Raw genomic sequence first — 19,137 nt, 5'->3', positions numbered from 1 at the left:
GGCCGGGCTTTTTTTCGTCTGCAATTTGTCTCAAGCGCTGGCTGACACCGCAACCCGGGCCGCCTGATCAGTGGCGGCCACACGGCCGATCACCAGGATAGCCGGGCTCTTCAAGGCAAACGCCTGCGCATCCGTATGCATGTGTGCCAGTGTGCTGCGGCATTCGCGCTGCTGGGGCAGCGATGCATTTTCGATCATCGCCACCGGCATATCCGCTGCCATTGCGCCATCGAGCAGTTGCTGACGAATCTCCTCAAGCTTCGCCACGCCCATATACACCACCACCTTCGTTCCGCCCTCGGCCAGTGCACGCCAGTTCAGGCTGCTGTCGTCTTGGGTATGTGCCGTGACCAGCGTTACGCCTCGGCTGATACCGCGCAACGTCAGTGGAATGTCGCAATTTGTGGCCCCCGCCAGGCCCGCCGTAATCCCGTTGACCCACTCCACCGACACACCGCGTTCGCGCAGCCACATGGCCTCTTCGCCACCACCAGGCCGCGCTGCTGAGTGGTCAAGTGCAGGTCGGCGGCAATCTGCACCGCCAGTGGGCCCAACAGGTACCAGACCATGAAGCTCAGGTCGAAATACAGGAACGCGGCAAACAGGGTCGGGGTGTGCCCGGATTTCCAGAAGCTTGATTTCATCACGCACCTCAACGGTTGGGAGTCTTGTAAGAAGGCCGGGTGATGGAACAGCCGGTTCAGGCCGCCCCACCGGCCCCATGCGCTGGGGCCAAAACGAAAAAACGCCGCCACCGGGTTTGCGGGGGCAAACCGGATGGGCGACGTCTTTGTCGTAGAAGGGGCAACCGCCGTTGGTTACCTGTGGTGAATGCTTAGCAAGAGCTGCGCCAAAACGCACTGATCATTCCCACGCTCTACGTGGGAACGTATCCGGTGACGCTCTGCGTCACCTATGCAAAACGTACGGCGGATGGCGGGACGCTGAGCATCCCTGGTGGCATTCCCACGCGGGAGCGTGGGAATGATCCTTGGTGCTGCGCCAGATCAGCCTAGCAACTCACTCATGGCGATAATCTGCTCCGCCACCTGGATCAGTTTCTGTTGGCGGCTCATGGCCTGGCGGCGCATCAGCGTGTAGGTTTCTTCTTCATTGCAGTGCTTCATTTTCATCAGCATGCCTTTGGCCAGCTCGATGCGTTTGCGCTCGGCGAGTTGCTGATCACGGGCCTGGAACTGGGCGCGCAGAGCCTGATCGCTTTCAAAGCGGGGCATGGCCACGTCCAGGGTCGGCTGCAGACGCTGGGCCTGGATGCCTTCGAGGATGTAGGCACTGACCTGGACTTGATCGCCTGGCGCTTTACGTTCGGGTCGTGCTCGTCGGTAAACATCACGATCGGCCGTGGTTGATCGCGGCTGACCAGCACCACTTGCTCCATGACGTCGCGCCCGGGTGACTCGGTATCGATCAGGATCACGTCCGGACGCACCGTTTCGACGCGCGCGGGCAGGTCGATGGTCAGGTCGGATTCATCGATGACCTCGAACCCGGCCTCGGTCAGCGCGGCTTTGAGGCGCCCGACTTTGCGCGGGGTATCGTTGATCAACAGGATTCGCAACATATCATTCTTCCTGTCAGCGCAGCGCCTGGCGGCTGGCGTGGTCCGCCATGGCGTGCAGGCGGAAGCTGCGGGCGTAGGCGGCAGGGTTGGAGCCGTCCCAAATTTTGCCGTCGATCAACTGGCTGCTGCGCATGTCCTGGGCGTTTGCTGCAACCCCGACGGCGGCGGCGGCTTGGCGATACAGGTCCAGTTGCTGCACCTGACGCGCGACGCCCAGGTAGTCCGGGTCTTCGCGCAGCAAGCCCCAACGTCGAAACTGGGTCATGAACCACATGCCGTCGCAGAGGTAAGGCAGGTTCACCTCGCCATCACCGAAAAACCTCAGCGCGTGCGGGTCTTGCCACTGGTTGCCGAGGCCGTCGTCATAGGCGCCCAACAGGCGTGGCTCGATGCAGTCGAGCGGCGCGTCGAGGTAGTCGCGGGCGCTGAGTAATTGCGCGGTGGAGCGCCGGTTCTCCTGGCTTTCTTCGATAAAACGGCTGGCTTCGAGAATCGCCATTACCAACACGCGCGCGGTGTTTGGGTATTGATCGACGAAGGCCTGGGTGCAGCCTAGAACCTTTTCCGGATGGTTCGCCCAGATCGCCTGGATGGTCGCCAGCGTGAACCCTTGGTTTTGCTTGACCGCGCTGGCACACCAAGGCTCGCCGACACAAAACCCGTCGATGCGCCCGGCTTACAGGTGCGCGACCATCTGCGGTGGCGGCACCACCACGCTGTCGACGTCCTGTAAGGGGTGAATGCCTTGGCTCGCCAGCCAGTAATACAGCCACATGGCGTGGGTGCCTGTGGGAAATGTCTGGGCGAACGTCAGTTTTGTTCGGCTTTGGTGCACGTGGCGGTCCAATGCCTCAGGAGTGGTCACGCCTTGCTGTTGCAGGCCGTGGGACAGGTGATGCTCTGGCCGTTCTGGTTGAGCCCCATCAGCACGGCCATGTCGGTCGGCGCAACGCCGCCGATGCCCAGGTGCACGGCATAAACCAAGCCATACAGGCTGTGGGCGGCGTCCAGCTCACCGCTGACCAGTTTGTCGCGCAGGTTGGCCCAGGAGGATTGGCGCTTGAGGTTCAGTGTCAGCCCGTAGGGTTGCGCGAAGCCTTGGGTGGCGGCGACCACCAGTGAGGCGCAGTCGGTCAGCGCCATGAAACCCAGGTCGAGGCTGCTCTTTTCCGGGGCGTCACTGCCGTTTACCCAGGCCAGCGGATTATTCACCGGGCTGTTGCCGACCGAATCGTTCATCAACACCTACCGTTTCTCAAAAAAAAGCGTCGTTACCGTTGATGGGCTGCGCTGGGATAGCGATGCAGGCCATTGCAGGGTACGACGCCTTTGTCTGTAGGCCTGCTTCGAGGTTGGTGCAGGCTTTGATACTGAGTCCGTAGCAAAGCACATGCCACGGGCAGGCTGGCGCGGGCTGCCGTCAACTTTCCATCAAGATTGAAACTCGGCTGCCTCCCAGTATGGCCGCCTCTTTGCGCCAGACTGTCAGGAACACCCACGGTGTCTATCGATTCTACAGCCATGATCAGCTACCACGGGTTGCATCGCTGGTTGCTGTGTTTGGCACTGTTGTTGGCAATCACGCCCGCGTTGGGGGAGAACTACCAGGCGCGGGATGAGAGCTTGCACACCTTTTTCACTGCGCTGTCGGTGCCTTTGGGCGTACCCATCGTGGTCAGTCGCGAGGTGGCGCGTAGAACCCTCTCCGGGTCATTCGACCTGGGGGCGGCGCAGCAGACCCTGGAGGCGGTCGCCGAGCAGCAAGGCCTGATTTGGTACAGCGACGGGCAGGTGCTTTACCTCTATGGCGCCGGCGAGGCAAAAAGCACGGCGGTGGCGCTGCGGCATATCTCGGTCGACAGGTTGCGTGGGTTCATGCGCCGTTCGGGCCTTGATGAATCACGCTACCCGCTCAGGGAGAGCGGGGCGCGGACGTTCTATGTGTCCGGGCCACCGAACTATGTGGACCAAGTACTGCACCTGGCTCAACTGATGGACAAGCAGCGCGCGCAGATGCGCGTCGGCAAACAAACCTTCGGCGTGGTGCAGGTATTCAACACCCATGTGGCAGATCGTCAGTACGCCATGGGCGGAGACAAGGTCAATGTACCGGGCATGGCCTCGATGATCGAAACCGTGTTAGCCAGTGAGCAGAAAAATGACAAACAACGCCCGCCAAGCCTGCTGGCCGACAAAAGCTTGGTGGTGATGGCTTATCCAGACTCAAACAGCCTGTTGATCAAGGGAAAACCTGACCAGGTGAAGGTCATTGAGGAGCTGGTGGCGGAGCTCGACAAGCCGAAGCGCCCGATTGAGGTGTCGTTATGGCAGGTCGATGTTGACCGTAGCGAATTCGAGAAGATGGGCGCGGCCTGGGCTCAGGAAACCAACACCGGTGCTTCGGTAACGCGCGTTATGGAACCGTTGGACGATAACCGCTTGATGGCACAGCTCGGTGTGCTGGAGCGCCGGCGCAAAGCCAGGGTTACGGCGTTTCCCGTGACCCTGACCCAAGAGAATGTCCCGGCGGTTTTCCAGGATAACCATACGTTTTACCTGCCTGGGCCTGGAGAAAAAAGCGCTGAATGGCAGCCTTTACGTTATGGCACCGAAGCCAGTGTGCTACCGCGTTTTGCCGAAGCGAATCAGATCGAAATGCAGCTGACCATCAAGGATGACCGTCAGTTGGACCGCAAGCTCAAGCCCGGCTCAGCAGGGGCGGTGGGGCGAGTGGGAATCAGCACGGTGGTTCGTGTGCCTCCGGGCAGGCGTCTTTGGCTGGGTGGTTTTCGACGAGGGGACGAGGTGGCCAGCGGCAGTCGACGCGCTGAGGTGCGGCTGTTTGTGATCCAGGCACGGGCGATTGGGAGCGAATTGAAGATGCTCGCCGGCGCCGTCGGGCCGCCGCCATTGACGCAGAGCCAGTACGAGCGTGTGCAACGTGCGTTTGTGCGTGAAAACCGTGAGGGGCCTGAGTGAACTAGCCCTTTTTGAGCTCGCTTCTGAACGATTTCCTGAGCCCTTGTTGTTTCTGGTGATGAAAAATCCTACGCGGTGCGTGCCGAAAGCCTCGATTACATCGGCCTTTTCCTACCGCCGTTTGCGGCTCTGGTTTTTATAGTCGTGAGGTTGCCGTATCGGCCGTTTCTGGAAACAGGGAATTCAATGTCAGTAGTCGGATGCAGAGGTGTGTATGACCCTCGTGAATGATGGGCCGACGGCCTCGCGGGTTTTTGCCGGATGGACCTTGTATGGCGATGGCCGGTTGACCGGTGAAGGCGTGGATACTCAGTTGCCGCCCAAGGAGTGGCATGTGTTGCGGCTGCTGTTGGCGTCCGATGGCGTACTGATGACCAAGGATCGTTTGCTTGAGTTGGGCTGGCCTCGTGGGGATGTCGCAGAGGAGTCACTCACTCGCTGCATCTATGCGCTGCGTAAGCACCTTAGGAAGGACAAGGACTTTATCAAGACGATCTATGGCAGAGGCTATCGCTTTACGTGTGCCGTGAAAGTCGAGCAGCACGAACCGCACCAGTCTGAACGGGCGCGCGCGCAGTACATCTGTTCGGCGTGTGGCCAGGTGGCCCATGATTAAGCGATTGGGCAAAGGGTTACTGTTGAGTGTGCTGGTGGGCAGCCATCAAGCCTGGGCCAGTTGCTGGGATGAGGTGGCCAGCCGCTACGACATCGAGCCGGAGCTGTTACAAGCCATCGCTGTCGTGGAGTCGGGCGCTCGTGCGCAGGCGATCAACCATGGCAACAGCGATGGCTCCCGAGATATCGGCCTGATGCAGATCAACAGCATGCACCTGCCCCGTCTGGCCAAACAGGGCATTACCGAGGAGCGGCTGCTGAGTGAGCCGTGTTTATCGGTCGAAGTGGGCGCCTCGATCCTTGCCGAGTTTATCCAGCGCTTCGGTTACAACTGGACAGCCGTAGGCTCCTACAACGCGGGGCCGGCACCTGAGCGTGAGGCGCTGCGCCTGCGTTATGCAGAAAAAATCTGGGCGCAGTATGAGGCGTTGGTTGCACAACGGCATTGACGATTGGACGGCGCACCTCGCACCTGGCGCGCCACCCCGGCTATAATCGGCGCCACCTTTCGCCGCCTCCGAGTCTAGCCCGCCCATGTATACCCTGGCCCGCCAGCTGTTGTTCAAACTCTCCCCGGAAACCTCTCACGATCTGTCCCTGGACTTGATCGGTGCCGGTGGCCGCTTGGGGCTCAATGGGCTGGTATGCAAGGCCCCGGCGAAGATGCCGGTGTCGGTGATGGGGCTCGATTTTCCTAACCCCGTCGGGCTGGCTGCCGGCCTGGACAAGAACGGCGCGGCCATCGACGGCTTTGCGCAATTGGGTTTCGGTTTTGTTGAAATTGGCACCGTGACGCCACGGCCGCAGCCCGGCAACCCTAAACCTCGGATCTTCCGCTTGCCGGAAGCCGAGGCGATCATCAACCGCATGGGCTTCAACAACCTGGGCGTCGATCACCTGCTGTCGCGGGTTCACGCCGCGAAATACAAAGGCATTCTGGGCATCAATATCGGCAAGAACTTCGATACACCGGTAGAGCGTGCCGTTGATGACTACCTGATTTGCCTGGACAAGGTCTACGCCCACGCCAGCTACGTTACCGTCAATGTCAGCTCGCCGAACACCCCGGGCCTGCGCAGCCTGCAGTTTGGCGACTCCCTCAAGCAGTTGCTCGAAGCGTTGCGCCAGCGCCAGGAAGACCTGGCCGTGCGCCATGGCAAGCGTGTGCCGCTGGCTATCAAGATCGCCCCGGACATGAGCGACGAAGAAACCGTGCTGGTCGCCCAGGCCCTGGTGGATTCGGGCATGGACGCGGTGATCGCCACCAATACGACCTTGAGCCGAGTCGGCGTTGAAGGGCTCGCCCATGGTGATGAAGCCGGCGGGCTGTCGGGCGCCCCGGTGCGCGACAAGAGCACCCACACCGTCAAGGTGTTGGCGGCTGAGTTGGCGGGGCGCTTGCCGATCATCGCCGTGGGCGGCATCACCGAAGGCAAGCACGCGGCTGAGAAGATCGCTGCCGGCGCCAGCCTGGTGCAGTTGTACACAGGCTTTATTTACAAAGGCCCGGCGTTGATTCGCGAATCGGTGGACGCGATTGCAGCCTTGCGCTGATTGATCAGCCAATAAAAAGGGCTCCCTAAAGGAGCCCTTGGGCCGAAGCCCGCCGCCCTGATGGGGCGTGCGTGGTTAAGTCGTTACATAATCTTCAAGGTGGTGTGTCGGATTAAGTGCCCTGTATTAGCCGACGGCGTGAAGTTCGTTGAGTCTGTGGATCCCCGCAGTGCCGGTCATACCGTCCCAATTGTCGCCGCGTCCTTCTCGCCAGCCGTTGATCCAGGCTTGGCGTACGGACGGTAGAGTAAATGGGCAAAGCTCACGGGACTTTCCATGAACGCCATACTGATATCCGCGTAAAAATGCTCTTTCCAACGGATCACGCTTAAGTCTTCTCATAGGGTGTTTCCCTCACTTGTTGACTGTGTAGATATCCTTCGGCCTCGTCCGAGGCCGGGCAGAGTTTTTCTGCCGTTGGTGGGCTCGCTGCCGGCGTGGCGAGCCTATGTGTCGGCGCCGTTACGGCGCCAACCTGTGTTGAGTTCTAACCAATAGGTCACATGGATTCAATGATCGTTTTGTCATAAGCACGTAACGATAACGATGCTATAGCCATAAGCTGGGATGGCTTTTCGCCCCTTTTATTGGGCAAACCCAGCTATGATGTGCCCTGCAAAGCGGATGGGTTTAATCCTTTAGTGAGAATGCCCGCTCGTTGCAGTCGGTTATTATTCGACGAAGGGTCGGAATATTTCTTTTTGTTGCAACCAATTATTTATCTGCCCCGGAAATTTTGGCCCAAGGGCCCGGCAGCCGGGGTGGAACGGCACATTCGTGCCACGCGAGCACTCTTCAAGAAAAGTGCTTGATTGAAAACCGAGCCGGCGATGCGTCGCCCGTTCATTTATTGCTGAAAAGCCTGGAATGCCCCATGTCGGACCGTTTTGAACTCTTCCTCACCTGCCCCAAGGGCCTCGAAGGCCTGCTGATCGAGGAAGCCGTCGGGCTTGGCCTTGAGGACGCCCGCGAGCACACCTCGGCCGTGCGCGGCATGGCCGACATGGAAACCGCCTACCGCCTGTGCCTCTGGTCGCGCCTGGCCAACCGCGTGTTGCTGGTGCTCAAGCGCTTCCCGATGAAGGACGCCGAAGACCTCTACTACGGCGTGCTGGACATCGAATGGGCCGACCACATGGTCTCGGACGGCAGCCTGGCGGTGGAATTCAGTGGCCATGGCTCGGGCATCGACAACACCCACTTCGGCGCGCTGAAGGTCAAGGATGCGATCGTCGACAAGCTGCGCACCCCGACCGGCGAACGTCCGTCCATCGACAAGATCAACCCGGACCTGCGCATCCACCTGCGCCTGGACCGAGGCGAAGCGATTCTGTCCCTCGACCTGTCCGGCCACAGCCTGCACCAGCGCGGTTACCGCCTGCAGCAGGGTGCGGCACCGTTGAAGGAAAACCTGGCAGCGGCAATCCTGATCCGCGCCGGCTGGCCGCGCATTGCGGCCGAAGGCGGCGCGCTGACTGACCCGATGTGCGGCGTCGGCACCTTCCTGGTCGAAGGCGCGATGATTGCCGCCGACATGGCGCCTAACCTCAACCGCGAACTGTGGGGCTTCACCACCTGGCTCGGCCACGTCCCGGCGCTGTGGAAGAAGCTGCACACAGAGGCCAGCGAGCGTGCCGCCATCGGCATGAACAAGCCGCCATTGTGGGTCCGTGGCTACGAAGCCGACCCGCGGTTGATCCAGCCCGCCCGTAACAACATCGAACGCGCAGGCCTGAGTCACTGGATCAAGGTGTACCAAGGCGAAGTCGGCACCTTCGAGCCGCGCCCGGACCAGAACCAGAAAGGCCTGGTGATCTGCAACCCACCTTACGGCGAGCGCCTGGGTGACGAAGCCAGCCTGTTGTACCTCTACCAGAACCTCGGCGAGCGTTTGCGCCAGGCGTGCATGGGTTGGGAAGCCGCCGTGTTCACCGGCGCACCGGACCTGGGCAAGCGGATGGGCATCCGCAGCCACAAACAGTATTCGTTCTGGAACGGCGCCTTGCCGTGCAAACTACTGCTGATCAAGGTCAACCCGGACCAGTTCGTCACTGGCGAGCGTCGCACCCCGGAACAGCGCCAGGCCGAACGTGAGCAAGCCGCTTACGACCAAGCCCCGGTTGAGCCGCAAGAGCGTCAGTACAACAAGAACGGTAACCCGATCAAGCCAGCCCCGGCCCCGGTAGTCGAACAGGCACGCTTGAGCGAAGGCGGGCAGATGTTCGCCAACCGCCTGCAGAAGAACCTCAAGCTGCTGGGCAAGTGGGCCAAGCGTGAAGGCGTGGATTGCTACCGTGTGTACGATGCCGACATGCCGGAGTACTCCATGGCCATCGACCTCTACCACGACTGGGTGCACGTGCAGGAATACGCCGCGCCGAAGTCCATCGACCCGGAAAAAGCCTCCGCACGCATGTTCGATGCCCTGGCCGCGATTCCCCAGGCGCTGAACATCGACAAGAGCCGCGTGGTGGTCAAGCGTCGCGAACGCCAGAGCGGCACCAAGCAATACGAGCGCCAGAGCGCCCAGGGCAAGTTTACTGAAGTGAGCGAAGGCGGCGTGCAGTTGCTGGTCAACCTCACCGACTACTTGGACACCGGCCTGTTCCTCGACCACCGCCCGATGCGCATGCGCATCCAGAAAGAAGCGGCCGGCAAGCGTTTCCTCAATCTGTATTGCTACACCGCCACCGCCAGTGTGCACGCAGCCAAAGGCGGCGCGCGCAGCACCACCAGCGTCGATTTGTCCAAGACCTACCTGGACTGGGCGCGTCGTAACTTCTCGCTCAATGGTTTCTCTGACAAGAACCGTCTGGAGCAGGGTGACGTGATGGCGTGGCTGGAAGCCAGCCGCGATGAGTTCGACCTGATCTTCATCGACCCGCCGACTTTCTCCAACTCCAAGCGCATGGAAGGTATCTTCGACGTGCAGCGCGACCACGTGCAGTTGCTCGACCTGGCCATGGCCCGCCTGGCACCGGGCGGCGTGTTGTACTTCTCGAACAACTTCCGCAAGTTCGTGCTTGAGGACAACCTCAGCGAACGCTATGCGGTCGAGGAAATCAGCGACAAGACCCTGGACCCGGATTTCGCGCGTAACGCGAAGATCCACCGGGCCTGGAAAATCACCGCACGCTGATCGCTGCACCAAGTTGAAACAAAAAAGCCGCAGGCCTGGTGTATTCCAGTCTTGCGGCTTTTTTACGCTGGTCAAACCGTGGCCTCATGGCTATAACTTAACGCCTAGCCAAAGTGACAGCCCCGCACGCTGGCGTTGTGAGTGTTGCCTATGCCGATGCATGCCGTACGCCCGAAAATCCTTGGCTTTATCAGTGAACAGGCGTCAGCTTGGCTGGTGGCATTGGTGGTGTTACTGGCAGGTGGCGCGCTGACGCTCATCGTCGCCTGGGCCACTGCTAACCTCCACCAGCAACAGGTTCGCCAGCGCTTCCAGTTGCTGGTCAACGAGCGCTACACCCGTCTTCAGGAACGCTTTGAAGACCAGGAACAACGCCTGGCGAGCCTGCAGCGTTTCTTCGTCAACTCCAGTGACGTGTCCCGTGCAGAGTTTGATGGGTTTGCCCAACCCTTGCTGCTGCGCGCCCGCGCCTATGCCTGGGCGCCGCGGATATCGCGCGATCAACGTAGTGCGTTTGAACAAGAGATCTCGCGCCAGCGCGGCGCCCCTTTCGCCATCCGTGAATTGAACGCGTCAGGCGAATTGGCGCCGGCCCCCGAGCGCGATGAATACGTGCCTGTGCTGTACAGCCAGACCCAAAGCCTGCTGGGCTCGCCGCTGGGCTTTGACCTGCTGGCTCAGCCGCTTCGGCGCTCGGCCCTTGAGCGCGCGCAAAAAAGTGGCAAGCCTGCGGTGTCCCAGCCCATGCAACTGGTGGGCGTGGAGCCGGCGTATGCTGCCGGCGTTTTGCTGGTGGCGCCTGTCAGTAAGCTACCCACGGCTGAACCCGGCGGCTTTGTGATGGCGGTGATCAGCATGCGCCAACTGATGGCCGATGGTTTGCCCAACCCCAACCGCGACAACTTGGTGATGCAGATCGTCGATACCTCAGACACCCAGCAGCGCGTGCTGTATGCGTCGAGCAATGCGGTCGGCGCCAGCGATCTCACTGCTGCGCGCCGTCTCACCCTCGGCGACCACGTGTATGCCCTGACTGTGCAAGCCAGCCGGGTCTTCGACCAGGCCAACCACTCCTCGATGAGTACTATCCTGACCATGGGCGGGTTGCTCAGCCTGCTGCTCAGCGCGTTGCTGTATGTGTTGGTCAGCCAACGCCAGCGCGCACTGAAACTGGTGGAGCAGCGCACCGAGCAGTTGCGCCTGCGTGAGCAGGAGCTGCGCGGGGCCCATGGGCAATTGCGCAGCGTGCTGAATGCGGCCACCCAGGTCGCGATCATTGCCACCGATTTGCGCGGTGTGATCAATACGTTCAATGCCGGCGCCGAGCTGATGCTGGGCTACAAGGCCGAGCAGGTACTGGGTTGCATGACCCTGGAGAGCCTGCACTTGGGCGCTGAACTCGAAGCGCGCTCCGCCACTTTAAGTGTGACCATGGGCAAGCGCATCCCGCCGAGCCAGGCGATGCTGGTGGAGAGCCCAGACAACCTGCACGAGGCCCGAGAGTGGACGCTGTTGCGCGAAGATGGCAGCCGGTTGACGGTGAACATGCTCGGCACCGTGTTGCTCGATGACCATGGTTTGTGGGTCGGGCACTTGGCGATTTACCTGGATGTCACCGAGCAGAAACGTGCCTACGAGGCCCTGGCGGCGCGGGATCGTCTGCTGAAAAAACTCAGCGCCCACGTGCCCGGCGGGATCTTCCAGTTCACCCTCGAACCCAAGGGCAACGGGCGCTTCATCTATGCCAGCGATGGCATGCGCGATATCTATGAAATTGAAACCGGCCTGTTGCAGCAGGACGCAAGCAAGGTCTTCGAGCGCATCCATCCGCAGGATGTGGAGCGGGTTCGCTTGTCCATTCGCTTGTCGGCGTTGCAGTTGAGCCACTGGCGCGAAGAGTACCGCGTGTTGTTGCCGCAACGCGGCCTGCGCTGGATTCGCGGCGAAGCCACGCCGGAAGAATTACCTGGGGGCGGTACGCTGTGGTATGGCTACGTATCGGATATTTCTGATCTCAAACGGGTGGAGGAAGAGCTGCGCGCGCTGTCGATCACCGACTCGCTGACGAGCATCCATAACCGGCGTTATTTCCAGGATCGCCTCAAGGCCGAGATACTCAGGCTCAACCGCACTTCTGGGACGCTGTCGTTGATCATGTTCGATATCGACCACTTCAAGCGCATCAACGACCAGTACGGGCACGCGGTGGGCGATGGGGTGTTGCAGGAGGTGTGCAATCGCATCAGCCAGCGTTTGCGGCGCACCGATGTGTTTTGTCGCCTGGGTGGCGAAGAGTTCGTGGTGCTATGCCCGCACACCGATGGTGACCAGGCATACAGCCTGGCGGTGGAGTTGTGGCAATCGCTGCGCAGTGCACCGATGGACGCGGTCGGCACCGTGACCGCCAGCTTCGGTGTGGCCAGTTGGAGGGTCGATGAAGGCATTGATGGGCTGCTGTTGCGCGCGGACTCGGCGGTGTATGTGGCCAAGCAGGCGGGCAGGGATCGGGTGGAAGCGGAGCGACTTAGGGCTTGATTGACAGCGTTTTTCAGACGGTGCGCATTCATGTGGGAGCTGGCTTGCCTGCGATTGCAGCGTGTCAGTCAACGCATCTGATACTGATACACCGCTATCGCAGGCAAGCCAGCTCCCACCTTTGATCTGTGTTGCCTTTTAAAGCACCGGTGCCGCCGCCGTCAGCTTCGGCTGGCGATACACGTCCAGCAGCACCTGATCCAGCACCGACGACGCACCCCACGGTTTCGAATCGTTGAGGATCGCCACCACCACCCAGGTATTGCCGTTGTTGTCGCGGCTGAACCCGGCGATGGCGCGCACGGTGTTCAGGGTGCCGGTTTTGACGTGGGCTTCGCCGCGCATGGCGGTGGTCTTCAGGCGTTTACGCATGGTGCCGTCGGTGCCGGCAATCGGCAGCGAGCTGATGTATTCGGCGGCGTACGGGCCTTTCCAGGCGGCTTGCAGCATGGCCGCCATCTCGCGGGCACTGACCCGTTCGGCGCGCGACAGGCCGGAGCCATTCTCCATCACCAGGTGCGGCGCGGTGATGCCTTTCTTCGCCAGCCACTGACGTACCACGCGTTGCGCCGCCTTGGCATCGTCGCCATCGGCATCGTTACGGAACTGCGCGCCCAGGCTCAGGAACAGCTGCTGGGCCATGGTGTTGTTACTGTATTTGTTGATGTCGCGGATGATTTCCGCCAGGTCCGGGGAAAACGCCCGAGCCAGCACTTTGGCGTCCTTGGGCACTGGCGCCTGGATATCACGGCCTTGGATAGTGCCGCCCAATTCCTTCCAGATCGCACGCACGGCGCCAGCGGTGTAGGTGGCGTGATCGAGCAGTGACAGGTACGTCTGCGAACTGCAGCCATCGCCCAACTGGCCGCTGACTGTCACGGTGACGCTGCCATCGGCGGCGGTAACCGGGCTGTAGCGCACGTCGCCGGTGCACTGCTTGGCGTTGGAGACTTTGACTTGGTTGTCGATGCGGATGCTCGCAATCGGCGGTTCGACCGACACAATCACCCGGCCAGAGTCATTGCGGGTCACGAAGCGCAGCGCCTTGAGGTTGACCAGCAGGGCGTCGGGCTTGACCAGGAACGGTTTGTTCTCGTCGTTGCCGTCGTCATTGAATTCGGGCAATTGCGGCTGGTTGAAGAAGCTGCGGTCCAGCACCAGGTCGCCGGTGACTTGCTGCACGCCATTGGCGCGCAGGTCGCGCATCAGCAGCCAGAGTTTTTCCATGTTCAGCTTGGGGTCGCCGCCGCCCTTGAGGTACAGGTTGCCTCGCAACACGCCACCGTTGAGGGTGCCGTCGGTGTAGAACTCGGTTTTCCACTGGTGGTTGGGGCCGAGCATTTCCAGGGCCGCGTAGGTGGTGACCAGCTTCATCGTGGAGGCCGGGTTCACCGACACGTCGGCGTTGAACACGGTTGGCGTGCCGGGGCCGGTGAGGGGCAGCATCACCAGAGACAGTGCGGTGTTTTGCAGCTTGGCTTTCTGAAGAGCCTGCGCAACGTTGGGTGGCAAGGTGTTGTTGATCGGGGCGGCAGAGACGGAAAGGGCCAGTGGTAGAAAAAAGCCGGCCAGTAGTGCTGAGCGAAAAGATTTGATCATAAAGAATAAAACCCTACTGCTGAGGAGGGTGAAAAAGGCGAGGGGTATGGAAGAAAATCCCTCATTGGTCACGAAAGTGTCGGCATTATGCCCCAAGGTGGTTCCAGTTGTAGCTGAACGATAGCGGGTATTACGCGTTTTTTTGCAGACAGATAGCCGCCTGTCCCAGAGAGTCGGGCAAACCTTGCCTTAAACTGCTAAAGTGCCGCCCGTTATTACTTATGAGGATTGTTCCAATGGCGACTAACCGTTCCCAGCGTCTGCGCAAAAAACTGTGCGTTGATGAATTTCAAGAGCTGGGTTTCGAACTGAACCTGGACTTCAACGAAGGCCTGAGTGAAGAAGCTATCGACGCTTTCCTCGAAGCATTCATCAAAAAAGCCATGGAAGCCAACGGTCTGGGCTATGTCGGCGGCGATGACTTCGGTCTGGTTTGCCTGCAGAAGCGTGGCTCGGTTTCCGAAGAGCAGCGTGCTGCTGTCGAAGCTTGGCTGAAAACCCGTTCCGAGCTGACCAAGGCTGAAGTCAGCCCGTTGCTGGACGTGTGGTATCCGGAAAAGCCGATCAACGCGGCTAAGTGATACTGAAAAAAACGGCGACCTGAGGGTCGCCGTTTTTTTATGCCTTGCGCCAGTTCAGAATCAACAGCGTCAACACCCCCGCCACAATCCCCCAGAACGCCGAACCGATGGAAAACAGCGTCAAGCCTGACGCGGTGACCATAAAGGTGATCAGCGCCGCTTCCCGTTCCTTCGGCTCATTCATGGCGATGCTCAAGCCATTGATGATCGAGCCAAACAACGCCAAGGCCGCAATCGACAGCACCAGCTCCTTTGGCAGTGCTGCGAACAACGCCGCCAACGTCGCGCCAAATACGCCCGCAATCCCGTAGAACACCCCGCACCATACAGCCGCCGTATAGCGTTTGTTGCGGTCTTCGTGGGCATGCGGCCCGGTGCAGATGGCGGCGCTGATCGCTGCCAGGTTGATGCCGTGGGAGCCGAACGGCGCGAGCACCAGCGAGGCCAGGCCGGTGGCGGTGATCAGCGGCGAGGCGGGCACGTTGTAGCCGTCGGCGCGCAACACGGCGACGCCGGGCATGTTCTGTGAGGTCATCGCGACCACGAACAACGGGATGCCGATACTGATGGTCGCCGCCAGCGAGAAGTGCGGGGTGGTCCACACCGGCGTTGCTACTTCGAGGTGAAAGCCGCTGAAATCCAGCAGCCCCATCAGGCCCGATAGCAGCGTGCCGATCACCAGCGCGGCCAGTACCGCATAACGCGGCGACAGGCGCTTGATGATCAGGTAGGTGAAAAACATCCCCAGGACCAGTCCGGTGCGATGTTGCGCGGCGACGAATATCTCACTGCCGATCTTGAACAGAATCCCCGCCAGCAACGCTGCCGCCAGCGACGACGGAATGCGCTTGACCATTTTTTCGAAGCTGCCGGTCAGCCCGCAGAGTGTCACCAGCACCGCGCAGGTGATGTAGGCGCCAATCGCCTCGCCGTAACTCACGCCGCCCAGGCTGGTGATCAGCAGCGCCGCGCCAGGCGTAGACCAGGCGACGGTGATCGGCGTGCGATAGCGCAGGGACAGGCCGATGCTGCACACCGCCATGCCGATGGAGAGGGCCCAGATCCACGAAGAAATTTGCGCAGTGGTCAAGCCGGCGGCTTGCCCGGCCTGGAACATCAGGACCAGGGAGCTGGTGTAGCCGGTCATCATGGCGATGAAGCCGGCGACGACGGCCGACGGGGAGGTATCGGCCAGCGGGCGCAAAGGCGCTTGGGTGGCGTCGGTCATGAGGCGCTGTTCCTTTTACCTGGGTGTTTGCCGGTGAAGGCGCAGATTCAAGCCTAAACTCAAACGTAACTACTCATTGCAATACAGCCGACGCCGCAAACAGCCGTACAGTGTGTTGGCGCACTGGGTTGTGTACAATGTGCCGTGTTTTTAGGTGATACTTGCCAGCGACACGCGCTTGCCGTATTACCGTTAATTCGCCGCCGTTCTCCAAACCCGAGTGCCCATGAACGAACAGTTGCAACCTCTCAAGAAACAACCGCGAGCCGGCAAGGCCGGTCGCACCGGAACCCAGGACGATATCGTCTACGCGCATATCTTCGAGGCCATCCTTGAACAACGCCTGGCGCCCGGAACCAAATTGAGTGAAGAGGCACTGGGCGAAATCTTCGGCGTCAGCCGCACCATCATTCGCCGCGCGCTGTCGCGCCTGGCCCATGAAGGCGTGGTATTGCTGCGGCCCAATCGTGGTGCGGTGGTGGCGAGCCCAAGTGTCGAAGAAGCACGCCAAGTGTTCCTGGCTCGGCGCCTGGTTGAGCGGGCGATCACTGAATTAGCGGTGCAGCACGCCACGGCTGAACAACTGGCCGAATTGCGCCAGATGGTCAACGACGAGCGCGACAGCTTCTCGCGCGGCGACCGTGGTGCGGGTATCCGCCTCTCCGGTGAGTTCCACCTCAAGCTGGCCGAAGCGGCGAAGAACGCGCCACTGATCAGCTTCCAGCGCAGTTTGGTGTCCCAGACCTCGTTGATCATCGCCCAGTACGAAAGCGGCAACCGCTCGCACTGCTCCTACGATGAACACACCCAACTGATCGACGCGATCGAAGCACGCGACGCGGTGCTGGCGGTGAATTTGATGATGCACCACATGGATCACATTGACAGCAAGCTCAACCTCGATGAGGAAAGCGCGTCGGATGATTTGCATGCGGTGTTCTCGCATCTGTTGCAGACCAAGAAGCCGGGGCGCTCTTCGGTAAAACTGTAACCCCGATCAAAAATGTGGGAGCTGGCTTGTGTGGGAGCTGGCTTGCCTGCGATGGCATCACCGCGGTGTACCTGATACACCGCGGTGCCTGCATCGCGGGCAAGCCCGGCTCCCACACAAGCCAGCTCCCACAATTGTTTTGTGTTGTGGCTGAAATTAGCGTTGATGCACGAGATTGCCGGCTGCGTAGGTCTGCAGAATCGCCCGATCATCCCCCAACGTCATCAACACAAACAACGTCTCGGCAATGTTATTGGCCTGCTTCAAGCGATAGCTGAGCAGCGGCGTGGCGTTGTAATCCAACACCAAAAAGTCCGCATCGGTGCCCGGCTGCAACGTGCCGATCTTATCTTCCAATCGCAGTGCCCGCGCGCCGCCCAAGGTGGCCAGGTACAGCGACTTGAACGGGCTCAACCGCGCGCCCTGCAACTGCATGACCTTGTAGGCTTCGTTCAGGGTTTGCAGCAGCGAGAAGCTGGTGCCGCCGCCCACGTCGGTGCCCAGGCCCACATTCAGCTTGTGCTTCTCGGCCATCGGCAGGTTGAACAAGCCACTGCCGAGGAAGAAGTTCGAGGTCGGGCAGAACGCCACCGCCGAACCGGTCTGCGCCAATCGCGCGCATTCGTCGTCGCACAGGTGCACGCCGTGGGCAAACACCGAGCGTTCGCCCAGCAGTTTGTAGTGGTCGTACACGTCCAGATAGCCTTTGCGCTCCGGGAACAGCTCTTTCACCCACTCGACTTCCTGCAGGTTTTCACTGATGTGAGTCTGCATGTACAGGTCCGGGTATTCGCCCAGCAGTTGCCCGGCCAGGGTCAGTTGTTCCGGCGTGCTGGTCGGTGCGAAACGTGGCGTCACCGCATAGTGCAAACGGCCTTTGCCATGCCAGCGTTCGATCAGCGCTTTGCTTTCCTGGTAGCCGGATTCGGCGGTGTCGGTCAGGTAGTCTGGCGCGTTGCGGTCCATCATCACCTTGCCGGCGATCATGCGCAGGTCGAGTTTCTCGGCCGCTTCAAAAAACGAATTGACTGACTGCGGGTGCACGCTGCCGAACACCAGCGCGGTGGTGGTGCCGTTGCGCAGCAGTTCCTTGATGAAGATATCCGCGACTTCTTCGGCGTGGGCCTTGTCGGCGAACTGGCTTTCGCACGGGAACGTGTAAGTGTTGAGCCAATCCAGCAATTGCTCGCCATACGCACCGACCATGCCGGTTTGCGGCAGGTGGATATGGGTGTCGATCAGGCCTGGGGTGATCAACGCATCCTGGTAATGGGTGACCTCGATGTCGGCGGGCAGCGTCGGCAGCAAATCGCTGGCGTGGCCCAAGGCGCTGATCTGACCGTTATCGATCACCAGCAGGCCGTCTTCGAAGTATTCATAGGACGCTTCGATCCCCACTTCAGCAGGGTCGGCGATGCTGTGCAGGATGGCAGCACGGTAGGCTTTGCGAGTCAAAGGCATGGTGATCTCAATGTTTAGATAGCTTGGCTGCGGCGCGAGGCCGGCAGCAGTTTGGCAATGGGTTCGGCGCTCGCGGTGTGCTGGCCGAAGTTCGCGTTATAGGTGGCGATGATTTCGCCGGCGATGGAGATGGCGATCTCCACCGGTAATTTGCCCTTCACCTCGGTGAGTCCCATCGGGCAGCGCATGCGTTGCAGTTGTGCGGCGTCGAAGCCGCGATCACGCAAGCGGTGTTCGAACTTGACCCGTTTGGTCTTGGAACCGATCAAGCCGAAGTAGGCAAAGTCATTGCGTTTGAGCAGGGCGGCGGTGAGGTCCAGGTCCAGCGCATGATTGTGGGTCATGACGATGCAGTAACTGCCCACGGGCAAGTCGGCAATTTCATCGACCGGCTCTTCGCTGACGATTTTACGCACGCCCTGGGGGATATGTTGCGGAAACTCGAGGTCTCGGGAATCGATCCAGCGTACCCGGCACGGCAGGCTCGCCAACAGCGGTACCAGCGCACGGCCGACATGGCCGGCGCCGAACACCGCAATCTGCGCCTGCACCTGGCCCATGGGTTCGAACAGCAGCACGGTCACACCGCCACAGCACTGGCCCAGGCTTGCGCCGAGGCTGAAGCGCTCCAGGTGGGTGTTCTGCTGGCCGCGCACGAGCATGTCGCGGGCAATCTGCATCGCCTTGTATTCCAGGTGCCCGCCACCGATGGTGTCGAAGGTCTGCGCGGCGCTGATCACCATCTTCGAGCCGGCATTGCGCGGGGTGGAGCCGAGCTCTTCGATGATGGTCACCAGCACGCAGGGTTCACCCCTGTTCTGCAGGTCGGCGAGGGCGCTGATCCAGTTGTTCATAGTCACCTCCAGTCAGATC

The 19,137-nt window shown here is 60.7% G+C and carries 13 protein-coding genes and 3 pseudogenes; 8 read left to right on the top strand and 8 right to left on the bottom strand.

Annotation, left to right across the window (positions count from 1 at the left end; translation table 11 throughout):
• Window positions 1–30: 30 nt before the first annotated feature.
• The 3 pseudogenes from K0P33_RS23915 to K0P33_RS23900 all read right to left on the bottom strand — a co-directional run bounded on the left by K0P33_RS23915 (window position 31) and on the right by K0P33_RS23900 (window position 2,821).
• Window positions 31–644, bottom strand: a pseudogene (locus K0P33_RS23915) (SAM-dependent methyltransferase).
• A gap of 363 nt (window positions 645–1,007) precedes the next feature.
• Window positions 1,008–1,582, bottom strand: a pseudogene (locus K0P33_RS23905) (ANTAR domain-containing protein).
• 13 nt (window positions 1,583–1,595) lie between these two features.
• A pseudogene (locus K0P33_RS23900) lies at window positions 1,596–2,821 on the bottom strand (CmpA/NrtA family ABC transporter substrate-binding protein).
• A 261-nt stretch (window positions 2,822–3,082) separates the two neighbouring features.
• On the opposite strand from K0P33_RS23900, the gene sctC reads away from it, so the two are divergent.
• From sctC to K0P33_RS23880, 4 genes are all read left to right on the top strand, one after another.
• Window positions 3,083–4,561, top strand: a complete 1,479-nt coding sequence (sctC, locus tag K0P33_RS23895; RefSeq protein ID WP_242151872.1) for a type III secretion system outer membrane ring subunit SctC — start codon at window positions 3,083–3,085, stop codon at window positions 4,559–4,561.
• Between the two features lie 214 nt (window positions 4,562–4,775).
• Entirely contained in the window at window positions 4,776–5,177 is a 402-nt protein-coding gene (locus K0P33_RS23890) for a winged helix-turn-helix domain-containing protein (protein WP_094949569.1), read from the top strand.
• Entirely contained in the window at window positions 5,170–5,625 is a 456-nt protein-coding gene (locus K0P33_RS23885) for a transglycosylase SLT domain-containing protein (RefSeq protein WP_094949570.1), read from the top strand. The genes K0P33_RS23890 and K0P33_RS23885 overlap by 8 nt, the downstream gene beginning before the upstream one ends.
• A gap of 85 nt (window positions 5,626–5,710) precedes the next feature.
• The gene (locus tag K0P33_RS23880) at window positions 5,711–6,730 is read left to right on the top strand and encodes a quinone-dependent dihydroorotate dehydrogenase (RefSeq protein ID WP_094949571.1); all 1,020 of its coding nucleotides are present in this window, start codon (window positions 5,711–5,713) and stop codon (window positions 6,728–6,730) included.
• A gap of 126 nt (window positions 6,731–6,856) precedes the next feature.
• On the opposite strand, the gene K0P33_RS23875 is transcribed toward K0P33_RS23880, so the two are convergent.
• Window positions 6,857–7,072, bottom strand: coding sequence for a ribosome modulation factor (locus K0P33_RS23875; protein WP_002553055.1), 216 nt, complete (start codon window positions 7,070–7,072; stop codon window positions 6,857–6,859).
• A gap of 532 nt (window positions 7,073–7,604) precedes the next feature.
• Between K0P33_RS23875 and rlmKL the strand changes: the two genes are divergently transcribed.
• Complete coding sequence (rlmKL, locus tag K0P33_RS23870; RefSeq protein ID WP_242151869.1) at window positions 7,605–9,869, top strand: bifunctional 23S rRNA (guanine(2069)-N(7))-methyltransferase RlmK/23S rRNA (guanine(2445)-N(2))-methyltransferase RlmL; 2,265 nt, start codon at window positions 7,605–7,607, stop codon at window positions 9,867–9,869.
• Window positions 9,870–10,019: 150 nt separating this feature from the next.
• The gene (locus K0P33_RS23865) at window positions 10,020–12,404 is read left to right on the top strand and encodes a diguanylate cyclase (protein WP_242151867.1); all 2,385 of its coding nucleotides are present in this window, start codon (window positions 10,020–10,022) and stop codon (window positions 12,402–12,404) included.
• 138 nt (window positions 12,405–12,542) lie between these two features.
• On the opposite strand, the gene dacB is transcribed toward K0P33_RS23865, so the two are convergent.
• Window positions 12,543–14,003 carry a D-alanyl-D-alanine carboxypeptidase/D-alanyl-D-alanine-endopeptidase gene (gene dacB, locus K0P33_RS23860; protein WP_094949574.1) on the bottom strand — a complete coding sequence of 487 codons (1,461 nt, stop codon included), beginning with the start codon at window positions 14,001–14,003 and terminating at the stop codon, window positions 12,543–12,545.
• A gap of 236 nt (window positions 14,004–14,239) precedes the next feature.
• On the opposite strand from dacB, the gene K0P33_RS23855 reads away from it, so the two are divergent.
• Window positions 14,240–14,584 (top strand): YggL family protein, encoded by a 345-nt coding sequence (locus K0P33_RS23855; RefSeq protein WP_094949575.1) that lies wholly within the window; start codon window positions 14,240–14,242, stop codon window positions 14,582–14,584.
• Between the two features lie 37 nt (window positions 14,585–14,621).
• Here K0P33_RS23855 and K0P33_RS23850 read toward each other — a convergent pair whose 3' ends face one another.
• On the bottom strand, window positions 14,622–15,812 hold the full coding sequence (locus K0P33_RS23850) for a benzoate/H(+) symporter BenE family transporter (protein ID WP_242151864.1): 1,191 nt from the start codon (window positions 15,810–15,812) through the stop codon (window positions 14,622–14,624).
• Between the two features lie 226 nt (window positions 15,813–16,038).
• Between K0P33_RS23850 and K0P33_RS23845 the strand changes: the two genes are divergently transcribed.
• Window positions 16,039–16,803 carry a GntR family transcriptional regulator gene (locus tag K0P33_RS23845; RefSeq protein WP_242151861.1) on the top strand — a complete coding sequence of 255 codons (765 nt, stop codon included), beginning with the start codon at window positions 16,039–16,041 and terminating at the stop codon, window positions 16,801–16,803.
• Window positions 16,804–16,959: 156 nt separating this feature from the next.
• On the opposite strand, the gene guaD is transcribed toward K0P33_RS23845, so the two are convergent.
• Together guaD and xdhC are read right to left on the bottom strand one after the other, a co-directional pair.
• Window positions 16,960–18,264 (bottom strand): guanine deaminase, encoded by a 1,305-nt coding sequence (gene guaD / locus K0P33_RS23840; RefSeq protein ID WP_094949578.1) that lies wholly within the window; start codon window positions 18,262–18,264, stop codon window positions 16,960–16,962.
• Window positions 18,265–18,278: 14 nt separating this feature from the next.
• Complete coding sequence (gene xdhC / locus K0P33_RS23835) at window positions 18,279–19,118, bottom strand: xanthine dehydrogenase accessory protein XdhC (RefSeq protein WP_242151858.1); 840 nt, start codon at window positions 19,116–19,118, stop codon at window positions 18,279–18,281.
• Window positions 19,119–19,137: the final 19 nt, after the last annotated feature.

It is taken from the genome of Pseudomonas sp. ArH3a, assembly GCF_022648765.1.
Taxonomy (GTDB): domain Bacteria; phylum Pseudomonadota; class Gammaproteobacteria; order Pseudomonadales; family Pseudomonadaceae; genus Aquipseudomonas.
The sequence above is the reverse complement of the archived record's forward strand: the minus strand, read 5'-3'. Positions and strand labels throughout refer to the sequence as shown.

Bases quoted from the DNA above. Each gene is read 5' to 3' on its own strand.
- guaD (WP_094949578.1), bottom strand. From the start codon at position 18,264: ATGCCTTTGACTCGCAAAGCCTACCGTGCTGCCATCCTGCACAGCATC.
- K0P33_RS23875 (WP_002553055.1), bottom strand. From the start codon at position 7,072: ATGAGAAGACTTAAGCGTGATCCGTTGGAAAGAGCATTTTTACGCGGA.
- xdhC (WP_242151858.1), bottom strand. From the start codon at position 19,118: ATGAACAACTGGATCAGCGCCCTCGCCGACCTGCAGAACAGGGGTGAA.
- K0P33_RS23885 (WP_094949570.1), top strand. From the start codon at position 5,170: ATGATTAAGCGATTGGGCAAAGGGTTACTGTTGAGTGTGCTGGTGGGC.
- K0P33_RS23890 (WP_094949569.1), top strand. From the start codon at position 4,776: ATGACCCTCGTGAATGATGGGCCGACGGCCTCGCGGGTTTTTGCCGGA.
- K0P33_RS23855 (WP_094949575.1), top strand. From the start codon at position 14,240: ATGGCGACTAACCGTTCCCAGCGTCTGCGCAAAAAACTGTGCGTTGAT.
- K0P33_RS23865 (WP_242151867.1), top strand. From the start codon at position 10,020: ATGCCGATGCATGCCGTACGCCCGAAAATCCTTGGCTTTATCAGTGAA.
- dacB (WP_094949574.1), bottom strand. From the start codon at position 14,003: ATGATCAAATCTTTTCGCTCAGCACTACTGGCCGGCTTTTTTCTACCA.
- K0P33_RS23845 (WP_242151861.1), top strand. From the start codon at position 16,039: ATGAACGAACAGTTGCAACCTCTCAAGAAACAACCGCGAGCCGGCAAG.
- rlmKL (WP_242151869.1), top strand. From the start codon at position 7,605: ATGTCGGACCGTTTTGAACTCTTCCTCACCTGCCCCAAGGGCCTCGAA.
- K0P33_RS23880 (WP_094949571.1), top strand. From the start codon at position 5,711: ATGTATACCCTGGCCCGCCAGCTGTTGTTCAAACTCTCCCCGGAAACC.
- K0P33_RS23850 (WP_242151864.1), bottom strand. From the start codon at position 15,812: ATGACCGACGCCACCCAAGCGCCTTTGCGCCCGCTGGCCGATACCTCC.